At 69.0% G+C, this 16,303-nt stretch carries 19 protein-coding genes; 11 read left to right on the top strand and 8 right to left on the bottom strand.

Annotated features, from left to right (window positions below):
• Positions 1–80 precede the first annotated feature (80 nt).
• Complete coding sequence (locus ACPP3B_RS05925) at positions 81–1,334, bottom strand: YbfB/YjiJ family MFS transporter (RefSeq protein WP_424860023.1); 1,254 nt, start codon at positions 1,332–1,334, stop codon at positions 81–83.
• 56 nt (positions 1,335–1,390) lie between these two features.
• On the opposite strand from ACPP3B_RS05925, the gene ACPP3B_RS05920 reads away from it, so the two are divergent.
• Positions 1,391–2,761, top strand: a complete 1,371-nt coding sequence (locus ACPP3B_RS05920; RefSeq protein WP_424860022.1) for an aspartate aminotransferase family protein — start codon at positions 1,391–1,393, stop codon at positions 2,759–2,761.
• A 2-nt stretch (positions 2,762–2,763) separates the two neighbouring features.
• Here the strand turns inward: ACPP3B_RS05920 and ACPP3B_RS05915 are convergent, their stop codons facing one another.
• Positions 2,764–3,348, bottom strand: coding sequence for a hemerythrin domain-containing protein (locus ACPP3B_RS05915; RefSeq protein WP_424860021.1), 585 nt, complete (start codon positions 3,346–3,348; stop codon positions 2,764–2,766).
• A gap of 95 nt (positions 3,349–3,443) precedes the next feature.
• A complete protein-coding gene (locus tag ACPP3B_RS05910) occupies positions 3,444–5,741 on the bottom strand; it encodes a heavy metal translocating P-type ATPase (RefSeq protein WP_424860020.1) in 2,298 nt (765 codons plus the stop codon).
• A 73-nt stretch (positions 5,742–5,814) separates the two neighbouring features.
• Between ACPP3B_RS05910 and ACPP3B_RS05905 the strand changes: the two genes are divergently transcribed.
• The 5 genes from ACPP3B_RS05905 (at position 5,815) to ACPP3B_RS05885 (ending at position 8,582) form a co-directional block, all read left to right on the top strand.
• The gene (locus ACPP3B_RS05905; RefSeq protein WP_299019708.1) at positions 5,815–6,012 is read left to right on the top strand and encodes a heavy-metal-associated domain-containing protein; all 198 of its coding nucleotides are present in this window, start codon (positions 5,815–5,817) and stop codon (positions 6,010–6,012) included.
• Positions 6,013–6,432: 420 nt separating this feature from the next.
• Positions 6,433–7,185, top strand: coding sequence for a septum site-determining protein MinC (gene minC, locus ACPP3B_RS05900; protein ID WP_424860019.1), 753 nt, complete (start codon positions 6,433–6,435; stop codon positions 7,183–7,185).
• Between the two features lie 29 nt (positions 7,186–7,214).
• Positions 7,215–8,027, top strand: a complete 813-nt coding sequence (minD, locus tag ACPP3B_RS05895; protein WP_299019704.1) for a septum site-determining protein MinD — start codon at positions 7,215–7,217, stop codon at positions 8,025–8,027.
• Positions 8,028–8,032: 5 nt separating this feature from the next.
• Positions 8,033–8,293: a cell division topological specificity factor MinE gene (minE, locus tag ACPP3B_RS05890; RefSeq protein WP_299019702.1), complete on the top strand. Its 261-nt coding sequence runs from the start codon at positions 8,033–8,035 to the stop codon at positions 8,291–8,293.
• The gene (locus tag ACPP3B_RS05885; RefSeq protein WP_299019699.1) at positions 8,283–8,582 is read left to right on the top strand and encodes a SemiSWEET transporter; all 300 of its coding nucleotides are present in this window, start codon (positions 8,283–8,285) and stop codon (positions 8,580–8,582) included. Before minE ends, ACPP3B_RS05885 begins: the two co-directional genes overlap by 11 nt.
• Here the strand turns inward: ACPP3B_RS05885 and ACPP3B_RS05880 are convergent, their stop codons facing one another.
• From ACPP3B_RS05880 to purE, 3 genes are read right to left on the bottom strand one after another with little or no spacing between them, the layout of a single operon-like run.
• Positions 8,583–9,599, bottom strand: coding sequence for an L-threonylcarbamoyladenylate synthase (locus tag ACPP3B_RS05880; RefSeq protein ID WP_424860153.1), 1,017 nt, complete (start codon positions 9,597–9,599; stop codon positions 8,583–8,585).
• Positions 9,596–10,804: a 5-(carboxyamino)imidazole ribonucleotide synthase gene (locus ACPP3B_RS05875; RefSeq protein ID WP_424860018.1), complete on the bottom strand. Its 1,209-nt coding sequence runs from the start codon at positions 10,802–10,804 to the stop codon at positions 9,596–9,598. The genes ACPP3B_RS05880 and ACPP3B_RS05875 overlap by 4 nt, the downstream gene beginning before the upstream one ends.
• Entirely contained in the window at positions 10,801–11,307 is a 507-nt protein-coding gene (gene purE, locus ACPP3B_RS05870; protein ID WP_299022038.1) for a 5-(carboxyamino)imidazole ribonucleotide mutase, read from the bottom strand. Before purE ends, ACPP3B_RS05875 begins: the two co-directional genes overlap by 4 nt.
• 50 nt (positions 11,308–11,357) lie before the next feature.
• On the opposite strand from purE, the gene trxA reads away from it, so the two are divergent.
• The 5 genes from trxA (at position 11,358) to ACPP3B_RS05845 (ending at position 15,062) form a co-directional block, all read left to right on the top strand.
• Positions 11,358–12,308 (top strand): thioredoxin, encoded by a 951-nt coding sequence (trxA, locus tag ACPP3B_RS05865; protein WP_424860017.1) that lies wholly within the window; start codon positions 11,358–11,360, stop codon positions 12,306–12,308.
• Positions 12,308–12,655, top strand: coding sequence for a 2Fe-2S iron-sulfur cluster-binding protein (locus tag ACPP3B_RS05860; RefSeq protein WP_299022034.1), 348 nt, complete (start codon positions 12,308–12,310; stop codon positions 12,653–12,655). Before trxA ends, ACPP3B_RS05860 begins: the two co-directional genes overlap by 1 nt.
• 151 nt (positions 12,656–12,806) lie before the next feature.
• On the top strand, positions 12,807–13,322 hold the full coding sequence (locus ACPP3B_RS05855; protein ID WP_299022031.1) for a Spy/CpxP family protein refolding chaperone: 516 nt from the start codon (positions 12,807–12,809) through the stop codon (positions 13,320–13,322).
• Complete coding sequence (locus ACPP3B_RS05850; protein ID WP_424860016.1) at positions 13,294–14,013, top strand: response regulator; 720 nt, start codon at positions 13,294–13,296, stop codon at positions 14,011–14,013. The genes ACPP3B_RS05855 and ACPP3B_RS05850 overlap by 29 nt, the downstream gene beginning before the upstream one ends.
• Positions 14,010–15,062, top strand: a complete 1,053-nt coding sequence (locus tag ACPP3B_RS05845) for an ATP-binding protein (protein ID WP_424860015.1) — start codon at positions 14,010–14,012, stop codon at positions 15,060–15,062. The genes ACPP3B_RS05850 and ACPP3B_RS05845 overlap by 4 nt, the downstream gene beginning before the upstream one ends.
• 2 nt (positions 15,063–15,064) lie before the next feature.
• On the opposite strand, the gene ACPP3B_RS05840 is transcribed toward ACPP3B_RS05845, so the two are convergent.
• Both ACPP3B_RS05840 and ACPP3B_RS05835 read right to left on the bottom strand, forming a co-directional pair.
• Positions 15,065–15,973, bottom strand: coding sequence for a phosphoribosylaminoimidazolesuccinocarboxamide synthase (locus ACPP3B_RS05840; protein WP_424860014.1), 909 nt, complete (start codon positions 15,971–15,973; stop codon positions 15,065–15,067).
• Positions 15,974–16,037: 64 nt separating this feature from the next.
• A complete protein-coding gene (locus ACPP3B_RS05835) occupies positions 16,038–16,301 on the bottom strand; it encodes a DUF4212 domain-containing protein (RefSeq protein WP_299022025.1) in 264 nt (87 codons plus the stop codon).
• Between the last annotated feature and the right edge of the window lie 2 nt (positions 16,302–16,303).

Here is a 16,303-nt window from a genome sequence, read left to right as displayed (position 1 = left end):
ACACGGGCGGTGACGGGCCGCCCGATCTCTCCAAAAACGCTCCTTGGGACGGGCTTTCTGCGGAAAGCCCGCTTTTTTTCTCAGGACAGGGCACGCTGGCGCCACGCCGCCAGCGCCCCCAGCCACAGCGCCCCCGCCGAGAACACCAACCCCCGCTCCAGCCCCCCGGGGCCGTCGCCGATCCAACCCACCACCGTGGGGCCGACGATCTGCCCCAGCGCAAACACGATGGTGAACAGGCTGATGCCACGCGCCCACTGCGCCGGCGGCAGGTTGTGGCGCACCAGCGCGGTGGTCGATGCCACCACGGACAAAAACACCGCGCCAAACAGCAGGCCCGACGCCAGCAGCACCGGCCAGGCGTGGGTCAGGGCCGGCAACACCGTGGCCAGTCCGAGCAATGCATTCAGCCGCGCCAGGGGCTGCCCGTCGCGGTGCCGATCCAGCAGCCCGGCCCACAGGCGCGACGACGCCATCACCGCCACCCCCAGCAGGGCATAGAACAGCGTGATTTCAGCCGCAGGGGTGCCGCGGTCGCGCAGCAGCGCGACCACGAACGTCATATAGCCGATGTAGCCCACCCCAAACAAGGCGTAGCCCGCCAGCGAGGGGGCAAACGCCCGCAGCAGCGCCCCGGTGTGGGCCGGCCCCCCGGCAGCGGCGGGCGCCGGCGAACTGGCCGGCGCCGGCGGGGCGGCGCCCGTCAGCCCCAGCGTGCCCAGGCCGCGCCAGGCGTGGACCAGGCCCCCGGTGGCCGCCAGACAGGCCACGGCCAAGGCCCACCAGGCCCACGCCCAGGCGTGCGGCCGATCCGCCGCCCAAGCCAGCACGGCCGGCACCGCCAGCGACGACAGCACGATGCCGCTGCCCACGCCACCATAGTACAGGCCCAGCATCAGGCCGGCATGGCGGGGCCAGACACTGCCCAGCCGGGCCGCCAGCAGCCCCCCGGCCACGAACACCCAGGCACTGGCGATGCCCGCCAGCCAACGCTGGGTCAGCAGCGGCCCATCGGCCGTCAAAAAACCGCTGCCCGCCATGAACAGCGCCGCCAACGCCGACCCGCCCAGCAACACCGCCGCCGGACCATGGCGGCGCATCAGCGCAGGGACGGTGAGTGCCCCGACCAGATAGCCCACCGCATTGGCCGTGTTCATGGCGCCGGCGAGCAGATAGCTCCAGCCCAGATCCGCGCGCATCGGCGGCAGCAGCAGGCCATAGGCAAAGCGGGTGATGCCCAGTGACACCGCCGCCCCCAGCGACAGCCACAGCGCGAGCACCAGACCGCGGCGCAACGGCACCGGGCAAGCGGATCCCTGTTCGAGGCGAGACATGGCCCCGCATTGTAACGCGGGCCTTTCTATCCTGTCACACCATGCGCGACACCCGAATGCCCTCCCCTTCCGCCCCCGTATCCGCCGAGCGCCTGGCGGCGCTGCAAGCCGCCGAGCGCGAGCGCTTCCTGGCCGAACACCCCCGCTCGCGCGTGCTGGCCGGGCGCAGCGCGGCGCACTACCTGTTTGGCGTGCCGCTGCACTGGATGCGCGACTGGCCCAACCCCGTGACGCTGTTCGTGCGCAGCGCCCACGGGGCGGAACTCACCTGCGCCGACGGGCATGGCTACGCGGACTTTTGTCTGGGCGACACCGGGGCGATGTTCGGCCACTCCCCGGCCCCGGTGGCGCGCGCCATCGCCGAGCAGGCGGCGCACGGGCTGACCTGCATGCTGCCCACCGAGGCGGCAGCGGGCGTCGGTGAACGGCTGGCGCAATGCTTTGGCTTGCCGTTCTGGCAGTTGGCCCTGTCCGCGAGCGACGCCAACCGCTTCGTGCTGCGCTGGGCGCGCGCGGTCACCGGCCGGCCGCAGTTGTTGGTGTTCGATGGCTGCTACCACGGCGCGGTGGACGACACGCTGGTGGACCGCGACCCCGCGACCGGCAGCACGGTGCGCCGGCCATCGGTGCTCGGCGCGGTGCACGACCACCCCGATTTCACGCGGGTCATCCCCTTCAACGACCTGACCGCGCTGGAGCGCGCGCTGGCCGATGGGCAAGTGGCCGCCCTGCTGGCCGAGCCCGCGCTGACCAACTTTGGGCTGGTGCCGCCCGAGCCCGGCTTCTGGCCGGCGGCTCAGGCCCTGTGCCGCCGCTACGGCACCCTGTTGGTGCTGGACGAAACCCATACCCTGTCCAGCGGCGTCGGCGGCCATGCGCGGGCGCACGGGCTGGCACCCGACGTGTGGGTGGCCGGCAAGGCCGTCGCCGGGGGCGTGCCCTGCGCACTGTACGGCGTGACCGCCGATCTGGCGGCCCGCATGCAGGCGGTCAAACAGGCTGCACCCGAGGGGCACAGCGGCATCGGCACCACACTCACGGCCAACGCCCTGGCCATGGCCGCGCTGGATGCGGCCTTGCAGCATTTGCACACGCCAGCCAGCTATGCCGCCATGAACCGCGTCGCCGATGCGCTGGAAGCCGGCTTGACCGAGCGCTTGCGCGCCCGTGCCCTGCCCTGGACCGTGACACGGCTGGGCGCCCGGTTGGAACTGCAGTTCATGCCCGAGACGCCGCGCAACGCCGACGATGTGCGCCGCCATGCCCAGCCGGCGCTGGAAGCCAGCCTGCACCTGTTCCTGCTCAACCGCGGGGTGCTGCTGACCCCGTTCCACGGCATGATGCTGTGCTCGCCGGCCACCTCCCCGGCGCATGTGGATCGCCTGCTGAACGCCTTCGACGACTGGCTGGCCGCCCTGGGTTTGTGAGGTCACGCCCCGAGGCCGATGGGCGCCGGGGCCACCTCCAGAATGCGGCGAAACAGCCGCTCGTAGGCCGGATCGGGCGCATAACGGCCCGTCAGCGGGTCGCGGTTGGCCTCGAACGCCTCGTCCAGCGCCCGCCAGTCGGCTTCGTCGAGCACGCGCTGGGCCGCGGGCAGGATTTCCTGCTCCTCCAGCCGCATGTGCTCCAGATAAAACCCGACATAGCGCTCGCAGGCCTCGACGAAGGCGGCCTGGCGGTCGTCGCCCAGCCATTCCCAGGCCAGCAGCCGGTGCTGCAATTCGCGCACCTGCGACTCGCCCTTCATGTGGTCCTGCTCCAGCCGGGTGATGACGGGCAGCACGGCCGGCTCGCGCTTGGCCACGCGCGGAAAGAGCAGATCGGACTCTTTCGGATGGTGCAAGCGCTCCGGAAACTCGTCGATGTAGAACAGCATCGCGCGCAGCGTGTCGAAAAAGCGCGCGCGGTCATCGCCCGGGCCGCGGCGAACCAGCCACAGCAGGGACTGCAGCATCGCTGCCAGCGCGGCGTGTTCGTCGCGAATGGTACGCAGGGCACTCGAAGCATGCATGGGGGACTCCCGCCAAATGGCCACGGCCCGCCACTGTCAGATGCCGGGCCAAGCGCGAGCATGCCCCAGCCTGCGGTGGGCGATGTTGACCCAAGTCAATGCGGCGCGGCAGGCGGCAGCGGTGCCGGGTGCCAACGCGTCAGCCATAAGGCATTGCTCACGACGCTGACCGAACTCGCGGCCATCGCCGCGCCGGCAAACACCGGGTCCAGCCACCCTAAGGCCGCCAGCGGAATCCCCGCCACGTTGTAAATGAAGGCCCAAAACAGGTTCTGGCGAATCTTGCGCACCGTGCGTGCCGAAATATCGAGCGCCGCGGGCACCAGTGCCGGGTCACCGCGCAGCAGCGTGATGCCCGCCGCGTGCATCGCCACGTCCGTGCCACTGCCCATGGCCATGCCGACGTCGGCCGCGGCCAGCGCCGGGGCATCGTTGACGCCATCGCCCACCATGGCCACCGGGCCAGCGACGGCCTGCCATTCGCGCACCACGGACACCTTATCCGCCGGCAGCACCTCGGCCCGTACCTCGCCCGCTTCCGGCCGCAGCCCCAAGCGGCGCGCCATCGCCTCCGCCGAGGCCCGCTGGTCGCCCGAGATCATGACAACCCCGATGCCACGCGCCCGCAGGGCCGCGATGGCGGCGGCCGCGGTGGGCCGCGGCTCGTCGGCAAAGGCCAGTAGCGCCAGCGGCCGCCACACGGGATCGTCGTGCCAGGCCAGCACTGCCAGCGTCGCACCGTCTCGCTGCGCCAGCGCCTGCAACTCGGCCCACCGAGCAGGCAGACCCTCACCCGTCCAGCGACAGCCCAGCTCCACCATCCAGCCCGGACTGCCCAATGCCAGCGAGACGCCCTGCACGCGGCCTTGTACACCCCGGCCGGGCACCGCCTGCACCGCCTCGGCCGGCTCTGGTTGCCCCTCGCCGATGGCTGCCAGCACCGCCTGCGCCAACGGGTGGCTGCTGCCCATCTGCAGGGCAGCCGCCGTGCGCAATGCGGCCTGTTCATCGACGCCCTCGGCCGGCGCAAGCGCCAGCAGCCGCGGGCGCCCCAGGGTGAGCGTGCCGGTCTTGTCGAACGCGACGGTACGCACCTTGTGTGCCGCCTCCAGCGCTTGCGCATCCTTGACCAGGATGCCGTGGCGCGCCGCCGCTCCCGTGCCGGCCATGATCGCCGTGGGCGTGGCCAACCCCAGGGCACACGGGCAAGCGATCACCAACACCGCCACGGCGTTCAACACGGCGCTCTCCAGCGGGGCACCGCCCACCGTCCCCCACAGCACGGCAGTGGTCAGCGCCACCACCACCACCACGGGCACGAACACTGCCGCCACCCGATCCACGGTCTGCTGCACCGGCGCCTTGTGCGCCTGCGCGTCTTGCACCAACGCGATGATGCGTTGCAGCATCGATTGCGCGCCCGTGGCGGTCACGCGCACCTCGATCGCCCCGTCGCCATTGAGGCTGCCGCCGGTCACGGCATCGCCTTCGGCCTTTTCCACCGGCAACGGTTCGCCGGTCAGGAGCGACTCGTCGACCTGCGTGCGGCCCCGCTCGATCACGCCGTCGGCGGGAATGCGCTCACCCGGGCGCACCAGTACCCGGTCGTCGGGCAACAGCTCGGAAACGGGAACATCGACCACGGCGTCACGTCGCACGCCGTCCGGCAGCAGGTGCGCACGCTCGGGCCGTAGCGCCTGCAGCGCCCGAATGGCCGCCAACGTGCGGCGCTTGGCGCGCGCCTCCAGCCACTTGCCCAGCCGCACCAGCGCGATCACCATGGCGGCGGCTTCGAAGTACAAATGCGGCTCGGTGCCCGACGGCGCGCGCCACCACAGCCACACGCTCATGCCCCAGGCGGCCGAAGTACCCAGCGCCACCAGCAGTTCCATGTTGCCGCTGCCATGGCGCAGCGCCTGCCAGCCCGCCCGGTAAAAACGCGCCCCCAGCCCAAACTGCACCGGCGTCGCCAGCAAGGCCTGCCACAGCGGCGGCAACATCGCGTGCACCCCCAACGGCTGCAGCAGCATGGGGGCCGCCAGCGGCAATGCCAACAGCAAGCCTGCCAGCACCCACCACCCCTCGCGCCGCAGTGCGGCATCCTGCGCGGCCTGCGCAGCGTCCGTATCCTCGTCCAGCGGAAGAGGGTCGTACCCCGCATCGCGGATGGCGCGCTGCAGCCGCGCCGGCAACTCCGCGGCCAGTGTCGGGTCCGCTCGCCACTGCACCCGCGCCGACTCGGTGGCCAGGTTGACGCTGGCCGACACCACCCCGGGCACGCGCTGCAGGGCCCGTTCGACCCTGGCCACGCACGAGGCACACGTCATGCCGCCAATGCCCAGATCGCACTGGCCCGTGGTTTCGGCATCGGAAGGCGCAACGGTGGAGGTCATACCCAACGAGTATGCAACGGATGGGCGGCGACTTATGATGCAGGTGTCGTTTTTCCTGCTGTGAGTCCATCCCATGCAACACGCCTTCACCGTCACCGGTATGTCTTGTCAACACTGCGTGCGCGCGGTCACGCAAGCCGTCCGCGCCCTCGACCCCGACGCCACGGTGCGCGTCGATCTCGACGCCCAACGCGTCGAGATCGAGTCGTCGCGGCCCCGCACGGAACTGGCCCAAGCCATCCGCGACGAGGGCTACACCGTCATCGACTGACGCGGCTCGCCCGTCGACGGCATCGCCCCCCGGGGCGTTGCGACCACCAACCGCGGGTTGCCCGCCGCCTTGATGGCATCGCGGCAGGCAACCCGTGGTTTTTTTGCGTGCGAACAACCCTGTGGATATCGAGCGGGTAACGAGACGGTTATCCACCGAGGGGCGAGCACCAAGCAACATTGTTCCCGTTGGCGCTGCCCCTTTCTGCCACCCAGCCCACAGGGTTGAGCGTCTCGCAACCCATTGTTGCATCGCCAGATCACGGTCTTATCCACGGCCGAGGCCGATGTTCTAGCTACGACGACTACCGTGATCGATTCAAAAGAAGAAAAACAGGGAAAACGCCATTGGCACGATGGCGCACCGCGCCTCGCCAACACGGAGGGGCGACGCTGCTAAGATGCGCACCGAATGCACGCCATGTCCGCCCCACCCACCGTTGCCCTCGAGATTCGCCACGGCCAACTGCCGCTGGTGGTGGCCCGTCTGCGCGGGCCAGATGTGGCAGCGGTGTTGGCCGAGCTCGAGCAGCGCTATGGCGGCGCGCCCGGCTTTTTCGAGGATGAGCCGCTCTTGCTCGATTGCGCCGACTGGGCGGGCGCGGCGAACGCGCCGACACCGCTGGAGCAGCAAGCCTTGCTCGATGGCTTGCGTGCGGCAGGGTTGCGTCCGCTGGCGTTTTGTGCGGCCCCCCCGATGTGGCGAGACGCCTTCCTGGCAGCAGGGCTCGTCGAGGCCGAAGCCCCTCCAGCGGCAGCGGTTCGCAGTGGTGCCGCGCCTGCTGCTGCGCCGACCGTATCCGTCGAGACGGCACCGGCGGCGCCGAGCTCCGCGCTGGTGATCGATCGGCCCTTGCGGTCGGGTCAACAGGTGTATGCGCGCGGCCGCGACCTGGTGGTGCTGGCGATGGTCAATCCGGGCTCGGAAGTCATCGCCGATGGCCACATCCACGTCTATGCGCCGTTGCGGGGGCGGGCCATCGCCGGGGCGCGTGGTGACACCCAGGCGCGTATCTTTTCGTTGGCGCTGGAGCCCGAGCTGGTCTCCATCGCTGGGATTTATCAAACGGCAGAAAAGCCCTGGCCCGACGCCGTGCGCGGCAAACCCGCGCAGGTGCGGCTGTCCACGGGCCCGGACGGGGACAAGCTGTTGTTCGAACCCCTGTCCTCTTGAACACCATTTTTGGATCGAAAGCGGTTTCCATGGCCAAAATCGTCGTCGTTACATCGGGCAAAGGTGGCGTAGGCAAGACCACGACCAGCGCCTCGTTCGCCACCGGTCTGGCCCTCAAGGGGCTCAAGACAGTGGTCATCGACTTTGACGTCGGTCTGCGCAACCTCGACCTCATCATGGGCTGCGAGCGGCGCGTGGTGTACGACTTCGTCAACGTCATTCAGGGTGAGGCCAATCTGAACCAAGCGCTCATCCGTGACAAGCAGGTCGACAACCTCTACGTGCTGGCCGCCAGCCAGACGCGCGACAAAGAAGCGCTCAAGCAGGATGGCGTGGAGCGCGTGCTCCACGACCTGGCGGGCATGGGGTTCGAATACATCGTGTGCGACTCGCCCGCGGGCATCGAAACCGGCGCGCTCATGGCCATGCACTACGCCGACGAGGCGCTGGTCGTGACCAACCCGGAGGTCTCGTCGGTGCGCGATTCGGACCGTATCCTGGGCATGCTCAGTTCCAAGACCAAACGCGCGATCGAAGGCCGCGAGCCGGTCAAGGAGCACCTGCTGATCACGCGCTACAACCCCAACCGCGTGCAGGACGGGCAAATGCTGTCGCTGCAAGACATTCAAGACATCCTGCGCATTCCGCTCATCGGCGTCATTCCCGAGAGCGAAGCCGTGTTGCAAGCGTCCAACCAAGGGGTACCGGCCATCCACCTGCAAGGCACCGATGTCTCGGAGGCGTACAAGGACGTCATCGATCGCTTCTTGGGCCAGGACAAGCCGCTGCGCTTCATCGAGGCCGAAAAGCCCAGCTTTTTCAAGCGCCTGTTCGGGAGGTGAGCGCCGTGTCCTTGCTGTCCTTTTTGCTGGGCGAAAAGAAAAAAACCGCGGCGGTCGCCAAGGAACGGCTGCAGATCATCCTGGCGCATGAGCGTTCCGGGCGCAATGCGTCGGAGCCCGACTATCTGCCCGCCCTGCAGCGCGACCTGGTCGCCGTGATCGGCAAATACATCCCGATCAATCCCGACGACATCAAGGTGCACCTCGAGCGCCAGGATAATCTGGAGGTGCTCGAAGTCAAGATCGAGCTGCCCGATGCCCGCTGACGCGCTGGCAGGGTGGGCCGATGCGATCGGGACCGTGGCCGCCGTGTTGACCACGGCCAGCTTCGTGCCGCAAGCATGGTTGACGTGGCGCACGCGCGACGTTTCGGGGATCTCGCTAGGGATGTACAGCGCGTTCACCACCGGGGTCGCGTGCTGGCTGGTCTATGGCATCTTGCTGGGCGCGTGGCCCATCATCATCGCCAACGCCATCACGTTGAGCCTGGCGCTGGCGATTTTGACGATGCGCATCCGCTACGGTGGCGCAGGCGATTCAGCCCGAACCCGCTGATCAGGCCGCCGCGCGCTGCAGCCGATCTCGTACCCCGTCCCACGCGGCATCGGCCGGCGGCCGCTCCACCCAGATCAGGCGCGTGTCATCCGCATCCAGCGCGCGCAAGACGGCAAACAGCTCGCGCGCGCAAGCGGCGGCATCATCGGGCATGCGTGCCATGCGGACATGCGGGCTTAGCACCCGCAGCGGCGTGCGGTGATAGACCGCCAGCTGACGCGCCTCGCCGCCCAGCAGGTCGAGCGCCGTTTGCAGCTCGGTGGCATCCATCAGCCGTACTTTGGCACGCGGGGCATAGTGCGACGCCAGCGTGCCGGACGCGCGCGGTGCCTGCGCGTCGCGCTCGGCGATCGGCACACTCGCCGCGGCGTGCAACTCGTCGAGGCCGATCGTGCCGGGCCGCAGCCGCACCGGCATGCCGCGCGAGCAGTCGATGATGGTCGATTCGATCCCCACGGGGCACGCGCCACCGTCCAGGATCAACAGCGCCTCGTCGTCGAGGTGGCCAAGCTCGTCGAGCACATGCTGGGCGGTCGTTGGGCTCACGCGGCCGAAGCGGTTGGCGCTCGGTGCCGCCAGGCCATGGATACCGGCCGCTTTGGCCGCGCACAACACGCGCTGGGCCACTGGGTGCGCGGGGCAGCGCAAGCCGATGGTGGGCTGTCCGCCGGCAGCCGTGTCGGCCACGCCGGGCCGGCGCGGTAGGATCAACGTCAACGGCCCGGGCCAGAACGCCTCCATCAGGCGCTGGGCAAATGGGGGCACCTGCGCCGCATAGTGATCGAGTGCTGCGGCCCGTTCTTCCCGGGTGGTGCCTGCCAGGTGCACGATCAGCGGGTGGTCCGCTGGCCGCCCCTTGGCGGCAAAAATGCGCGCCACGGCCTTGGGCTGGTCGGCGTCCGCGGCCAGCCCATAGACGGTCTCGGTGGGCAGCGCGACGAGGTGGCCGGCGCGCAGCCGCTGCACCGCGTCGTCGATGGCCGCGTCCGCTTCGGGCCGCTGGGCGTGAAGAATCAGCGCCATGGTGCGATACCCAGCCGCTGCGCTGCTGCTAGCGCGGTGGTTTGCGCCTGCGCTGCCGTCGGGGCAGTGACGGTGAGGTGCCCCATCTTGCGCCCGGGGCGGGCATCGAGCTTGCCATACAGGTGTAGGTGTACGCCGGGCAGCGCCAGCACGCCCGTCCAGTCCGGGGTGCACGGCTGGCCGTCGCGCCACCACAGGTCACCCAACAAGTTGAGCATGATGGCCGCGCTGTGCTGGCGCGGCGCAGGCAGGGGCAACCCGGTGAGTGTGCGTACTTGCAGCTCGAACTGCGACACGTCGCAAGCGTCGATCGTGTAGTGGCCGCTGTTGTGCGGGCGCGGCGCCATCTCGTTGACCACGAGCCTCCCGTCGGCACTGCTGTCGTCGATGACGAAATATTCCACGCACAGCACGCCGACGTATTGCAGCTGCTCGGCCACGATGCGCGTGGCCTCGACCGCCCGTTGCGCCAGGGCAGCAGGCACGGCACCGGGGACGGCTTCGGTCACGGCCAGGATGCCACGGCGGTGCACGTTGCGCTGCGGCTCGAAGTGCACCGTGGTCCCATCGGCGGCCCGCGCGAGGATGACCGATAGCTCGTCACGCAATGCCAACCGCTGCTCCAGCACACAAGGAACGCGGCCCAATTGTTCCCAGGCCGCGGCCAGTGCCGCTCGGTCGTCGACGGGAACTTGTCCTTTGCCGTCGTAGCCCAGGCGGGCGGTCTTGAGGATGCCAGGCAGCAGCGCATCGGGTACGCGCGCCAGATCATCGGCCTCGGTGATGACGGCATACGGCGCCGGCCCCACGCCGGCCAAGGGGGCGCAAGCCGCGAAGTGGGCCTTTTCCGCGATGCGGTCTTGCGCGATGGCCACCGCCTGCGCTCCGGGGGCGACCGGCCGTTGCGCGGCCAGGGTTGCCAGCGCCCCGGCGGGGACGTTTTCAAACTCGGTGGTGATGGCCTCACAGCGTTGCATCAATTGCGCCAGGCCCTGTTCGTCGTCGTAGGCGGTGGCGATGTGCACGTCGCTGGCGCGGCCTGCGGGGCTGATGGGATCGGGGTCGAGCACTGCTGTTTGGTAGCCCAGTGCCTGGGCCGCGTGCACGAACATGCGGCCCAGCTGACCCCCACCGAGCACCCCCAGGGTGGCCGTGCGACCACCGGCCATGGGGCCGGGCAGGATGGGCGTGGCGCTCATGACGCCTCCCCGATCGGCAGCGTCATGGCGCGCGCCATCGCGGTCTGCTCGGCACGAAAAGCGTGTAACCGTTCGCGCAGCGCGGCATCGTGGCGCGCCAGCATGGCCACCGCGAACAATGCCGCATTGGCCGCGCCTGCGGCACCGATGGCAAAGGTGGCCACCGGCACCCCCTTGGGCATTTGTACGATGGAGTGCAGCGAATCCACCCCCTGCAGGTGCCGACTGGGCACCGGCACGCCCAACACGGGCACCGTGGTCTTGGCCGCCAGCATGCCGGGAAGGTGGGCGGCGCCGCCTGCGCCGGCCACGATGGCTTGCAGCCCGCGGCCTTCCGCGGCTTCGGCATAAGCGAACATATCGTCGGGCATGCGGTGGGCCGAGACGACGCGCGCCTCGAAGGCGACGCCAAACTGTTGGAAAATGGCAGCCGCGTGTTGCATGGTCTCCCAGTCACTGCTGGAACCCATGACGACACCGACCTGGACGTTGCTGCTGGACATGGCGACCCCGGGGAAAATCCCTTCATTCTAGAGAATCGGACGGTGCCGACATGATCGACGTCACGCTTGCCAATTTCCAGACCGAGGTGCTCGAGGCCTCGCTGACCACCCCGGTGTTGGTGGATTTCTGGGCGCCCTGGTGTGGTCCCTGCAAGGTGCTGGGCCCCCTACTGGAAAAGGTGGAGGCGGCCTACGCCGGGCGCTTCGTGCTGGCCAAGGTCAACACGGAGGAGGAGCAGCAACTCGCGGGCTACTTCCAGATTCGCAGCATCCCGACCTGTATCCTGTTCGTCGGTGGCCAGCCGGTCGATGGGTTCATGGGCGCTTTGCCTGAAGGCCAGATCAAGGCTTTCTTGGACCGTCACTTGCCGAGCGAGGCTGACCTCATGGCGCAGACCGAGCTGGCCCAGGCGCAGCAAGCCGCGGCACAAGGGGATGCGGGCACGGCCTTGCAGCGCTTGCGCGATGCACTGGCGCAAGCGCCCGACAACGACGACGTACGCTACGATTTGGTGCGCCTGCTCATCGAAGCGGGGCAGCTCGACGAGGCGGCCGCCGCGCTCGCGCCCGCGCTGGGCAAGATTCCAGTGCCGCTGCGCTTCGAGGCGCTGGCGCAATGGCTCAACGCCCTCGAGTTTGTGCGCAACGACCCGCGTGGACAGTGGCCGCTCGAGAAGTTCGACGAGGCGATCGCGGCCAACAAGCGCGATTTCGAAACCCGATTCGCCAAAGCGCGCGTGTTGATCGCCCGCGGCGAGTGGCCCGCGGCGATGGATGAACTGCTCGAAATCATCATGCGCGACAAGAAGTGGGCCGACGAGGCCCCGCGCAAGACCATGGTCGCGCTGCTGGAGCTGTTGACGCCCGCCCGGCGCGATGGAGCACCGTCGCCGAAGTCGGCAGCGGGCTTGGAGATCGCCGGCCACACGGCGACACAGGAAGACCCGCAGGCCGAACTGGTGTCTCGCTACCGCCGCAAGCTCAGCATGGCGTTGAACTGATGACAACCGTGATTACCGTGCGCTTCGTGACCCCGGGGCCCCACGGCCCCGTGGACGACCGCGAGGTCGAGGTAGCCGCCGATGGCCGCAGCCTGATGAAGGCCGCCGTCGAGGCCGGAATCGACGGAATTGCCGCCGATTGCGGTGGCAACCTGACCTGCGCCACGTGTCATGTGATCGTGCCCGACGCGTGGCGCGATCGGCTGCCACCGCTGTCGGCCGATGAGGACACCATGCTCGACTACACCGCGGTCGAGCGCCAGCCCGGCAGCCGGTTGAGTTGCCAAATCCGCCTCGGGCCGGCGCTCGACGGACTGGTCGTCGAATTGCCCGCGCGCCAGTACTGACGACGCTGATGACGGGAAGGCGGCCATTGGGCGCCGCGTTGACACTTCTTTACGCAGCCGCCAAATGGGCTTGACAGCGGCCGCCGACACTGCTGTTGTCGGACGGGCCATGGGGGCTCGGCACCGGCAACGGTATCGAAGGAGTGTGACCATGAACGACGAACGGCAGTGGGGGCGCGGTTGGCGCCCAGTTTTGGTGGGGTTGGCGCTGGTGACGGCGTCTGCTGGCGTATGGGCGGCGGGCCCTGCCCACGGCATGGGCGGGCCCATGGGCCCGATGGAAGGAGCGGGCGAGCGCATGGTCGAACATTGGATGCGCGGGCTCGACCTCCAGCCGGCGCAGCGCGAACAACTGCAGACCCTGGCCCAAGCGGCCCGCGCCGATATGCAACCCCTGCGGCAGGAAGGCCGCGCGCTGCGCGAGGAGCGCCAGCGCCTGCTGGCCGCGCCAGCCCTGGACGAAGCTGCGCTGGAGGCATTGCGCCAGCGCGAACTGGCCTGGCACGACCGCTTGACGGCGCGCATGAACCGTTTCATGATCGATGCGGCCAAGGTGCTGACGCCGGAGCAGCGGCAACGCTGGGCCGAACGCATGCAACAGCGCGCCGAAGGCAAGCACCGTCCGGGGATGGGCCCGCATGAGCGCCCCCACCATTCTCATCGTTGACGACGACGGCCGGCTGACCGCCATGCTGGCCGACTATTTGGGCAGCGCCGGCCTGCGCACCCGGCATGCCGAGACGCTGGCGCAAGCGCGCCAGTGCTTGCGTGCCGATCCCTTGCCCGACGCCGTGGTGCTAGACCTGATGTTGCCCGACGGCGACGGGTTGGATCTGTGCCGTGAGCTGCGCCAGGCACCGCGCACGCGCGCCCTGCCGGTGCTGATGCTGACGGCGCGGGGCGAGGCCGCCGACCGTGTCGTGGGGCTCGAGCTCGGCGCCGACGACTACCTGGCCAAACCGTTCGAGGCGCGTGAATTGCTCGCGCGCCTGCGCGCGCTGCTGCGGCGCGCCAACGGCGCCCGCGACGATGCAGATTCGTGTCTGCGCGTGGGCGCGCTGGAGCTGGATTTGGGCGCGCTGCAGGTGCGTGTGCATGGACAGCCGCGCGAACTCACGCCCTACCAATTCCAACTGCTGGCCGTGTTGGCACGCCACGCGGGCCGGGTGCTCACGCGTGACCAGATCATGGATGCGTTGAAGGGCCATCCGCAAGAGGCGTTCGACCGCTCGATCGATGTGCACATCTCGCGCATCCGCGCCGCCATCGAGGACGACCCGCGCCAGCCGCGGCGCATCCTGACCGTGCGGGGTTGCGGCTATATGCTGGCGCGCAGCGCGGACGAAGTCGCGGCATGACGCGGTTGTTTTGGCGCATCTATGGCGCGGTGTTGGTCGTGCTGCTGGTGTTCGGCACGCTGGCCTACGGCGTGGCGCAATACCACGCGCAACGCGAGCGCGACGAGACCCAGGCTGCGTGGACGGACTGGAGTGGTGGTTGGGGCGATCCGCTGTTGACCCCCCTGCTCTACGACGACGACGGCGAGCGTTCCCGCGGCCTGTGGATGGTGGGATCGCTGGCCATCGCCTGGGGTTTGGTGGGACTGGTCGCCTATCCGGTGGTGCGCTCACTCACGCGTCGATTGGAGCGGCTGCGCGCGGGCGTGCAAGCGTTCGGCCAGGGCGATTTGCGCCAGCGCGTGGACGTCAGCGGGCGTGACGAAGTGGCCGCACTGGCGGCCAGCTTCAACGCCGCCGCGGCGCGCATCGAGACGCTGGTGCAGGCGCACCGGTCGCTGCTGGCCAACGCCTCGCACGAGTTGCGCTCGCCGTTGGCCCGTTTGCGCCTAGCGCTGTCGCTGCTGCGGCAAGACCCGGCAGCGGCTGACGCGCGCTGGCGCGAGATCGAGCGCAACCTGGCCGAGCTCGATGCGCTGGTCGAGGAGGTATTGCTGGCCAGCCGCCTGCAGGCGATGCCTGCCTTCGAGCGCGCGCCGGTCGAGTTACTCGGCTTGGCCGCTGAGGAAGCAGCGGCTGTCGGGGCGGAGGTCGAGGGGGTGATGTTGACCGTTCTGGGCGACGAGCGACTGCTGCGGCGCGCGGTGCGCAACCTGCTGGACAACGCCCGCCGCCACGCTCCCCCACAGCCCCCCGACGTGCAGCTGCGGCGCGTGGGTGACGCTGCCGAACTGCGCGTGTGTGACCGCGGCCCGGGTGTGCCCGAGGCCGAGCGCGAGCGGATTTTCGAGCCTTTTTACCGCCTGCGCGGCCATGGCGAGAGCGCGGGCGGCGTGGGGCTGGGCCTGAGTCTGGTGCGCCAGATCGCCGAGCGGCACGGCGGCAGCGTGCACTGCGAGCCGCGCCCCGGTGGCGGCAGCTGCTTCGTGTTGCGGCTGCCGCTGCGTTGACCTCAACCGATCAGGCGCTGGAGTGCTTCGCGGTATTTGGCCGCAGTCTGCTCGATCACTTCGCGTGGCAAGCGCGGCGCCGGTGGCGTTTTGTTCCACGGCCGTCCGTCCACCTGTGCCGTCTCCAGCCAGTCGCGCAGGTACTGCTTGTCGAAGCTCGGCGGATTGATGCCTTCCTGATACGACTCTGCGGGCCAGTAACGCGACGAATCGGGCGTGAGCACCTCGTCCATCAGCGTCAGCGTGCCGTCCGCATCCAGGCCGAACTCGAACTTGGTGTCGGCGATGATGATACCCCGCGTGGCCGCATAGTCGCTGGCCGTTTGGTACAGGCGGATCGATAGGTCACGGATACGCGCGGCCAGATCAGGCCCGATGCGGGCGGCCATTTCGTCGAACGTGATGTTTTCGTCGTGCTCGCCCACGGCCGCCTTGGCCGCCGGGGTGAAGATCGGCTCGGGCAGCCGCGAGGCCAGGCGCAATCCCGCAGGCAAGGGCACGCCACATACCGACTGCGATTGCTGGTACTCCTTCCACCCGCTGCCGGCCAGGTAGCCGCGCACCACCGCCTCTACCGGGATGGGCTGCAGCCGCTTGACCAACATCGAGCGCCCGCGCACCAGCTCGCGCTCATCGGGGGCCACGACGCTCAGCGGATCCTCACCCGTCAGGTGGATGGGGCAAAGGTTGGCCCCCTTGGGCCCCAGCTTGTCGAACCAAAACAGACTCAAGCGCGTCAGCAGCTCGCCCTTGCCCGGGATGGGCTCGCCCATGATGACATCGAACGCACTGATGCGGTCGGTGGCCACCATGAGGATGCGGTCGGTACCGACCGCGTAGTTGTCGCGTACCTTGCCGCGCGCGAGCAGCGGCAGCGAGTGGAGTTGGGTGGTGTGCACCGCTTGTATCATGCCGTCGATGGTAGCGCATCTCGACTCGGGGCCAGCTGGTGACTGCGTTGTCCGTCTCCACGGGTCAATCGTCGACGGCATCGACATCATGCACAGCGTCGAGCCGATGCATGACATAGGCGTACAGCACGACGATGGCCACATAGGTCAGCAACGCGCCCTGAGCGGCCACCCAGTAGCTGAACGGCCAACCGAAAAAATCGAAGCGCAGCTCGCGCGCGAAGTACGCGACGACGAACGTCACCCCAAACCAGATCACCAGCAGTGCGCTCGTGATGACCAGAACGCAACGCCAATATCGTTGCTGGACGTCGTGCGGTCGCTGCATCG

The sequence above is a fragment of the Tepidimonas sp. HKU77 genome, assembly GCF_049728535.1.
Lineage (GTDB): Bacteria > Pseudomonadota > Gammaproteobacteria > Burkholderiales > Burkholderiaceae_C > Tepidimonas.
This window is presented reverse-complemented; position numbering and strand designations above follow the sequence as displayed.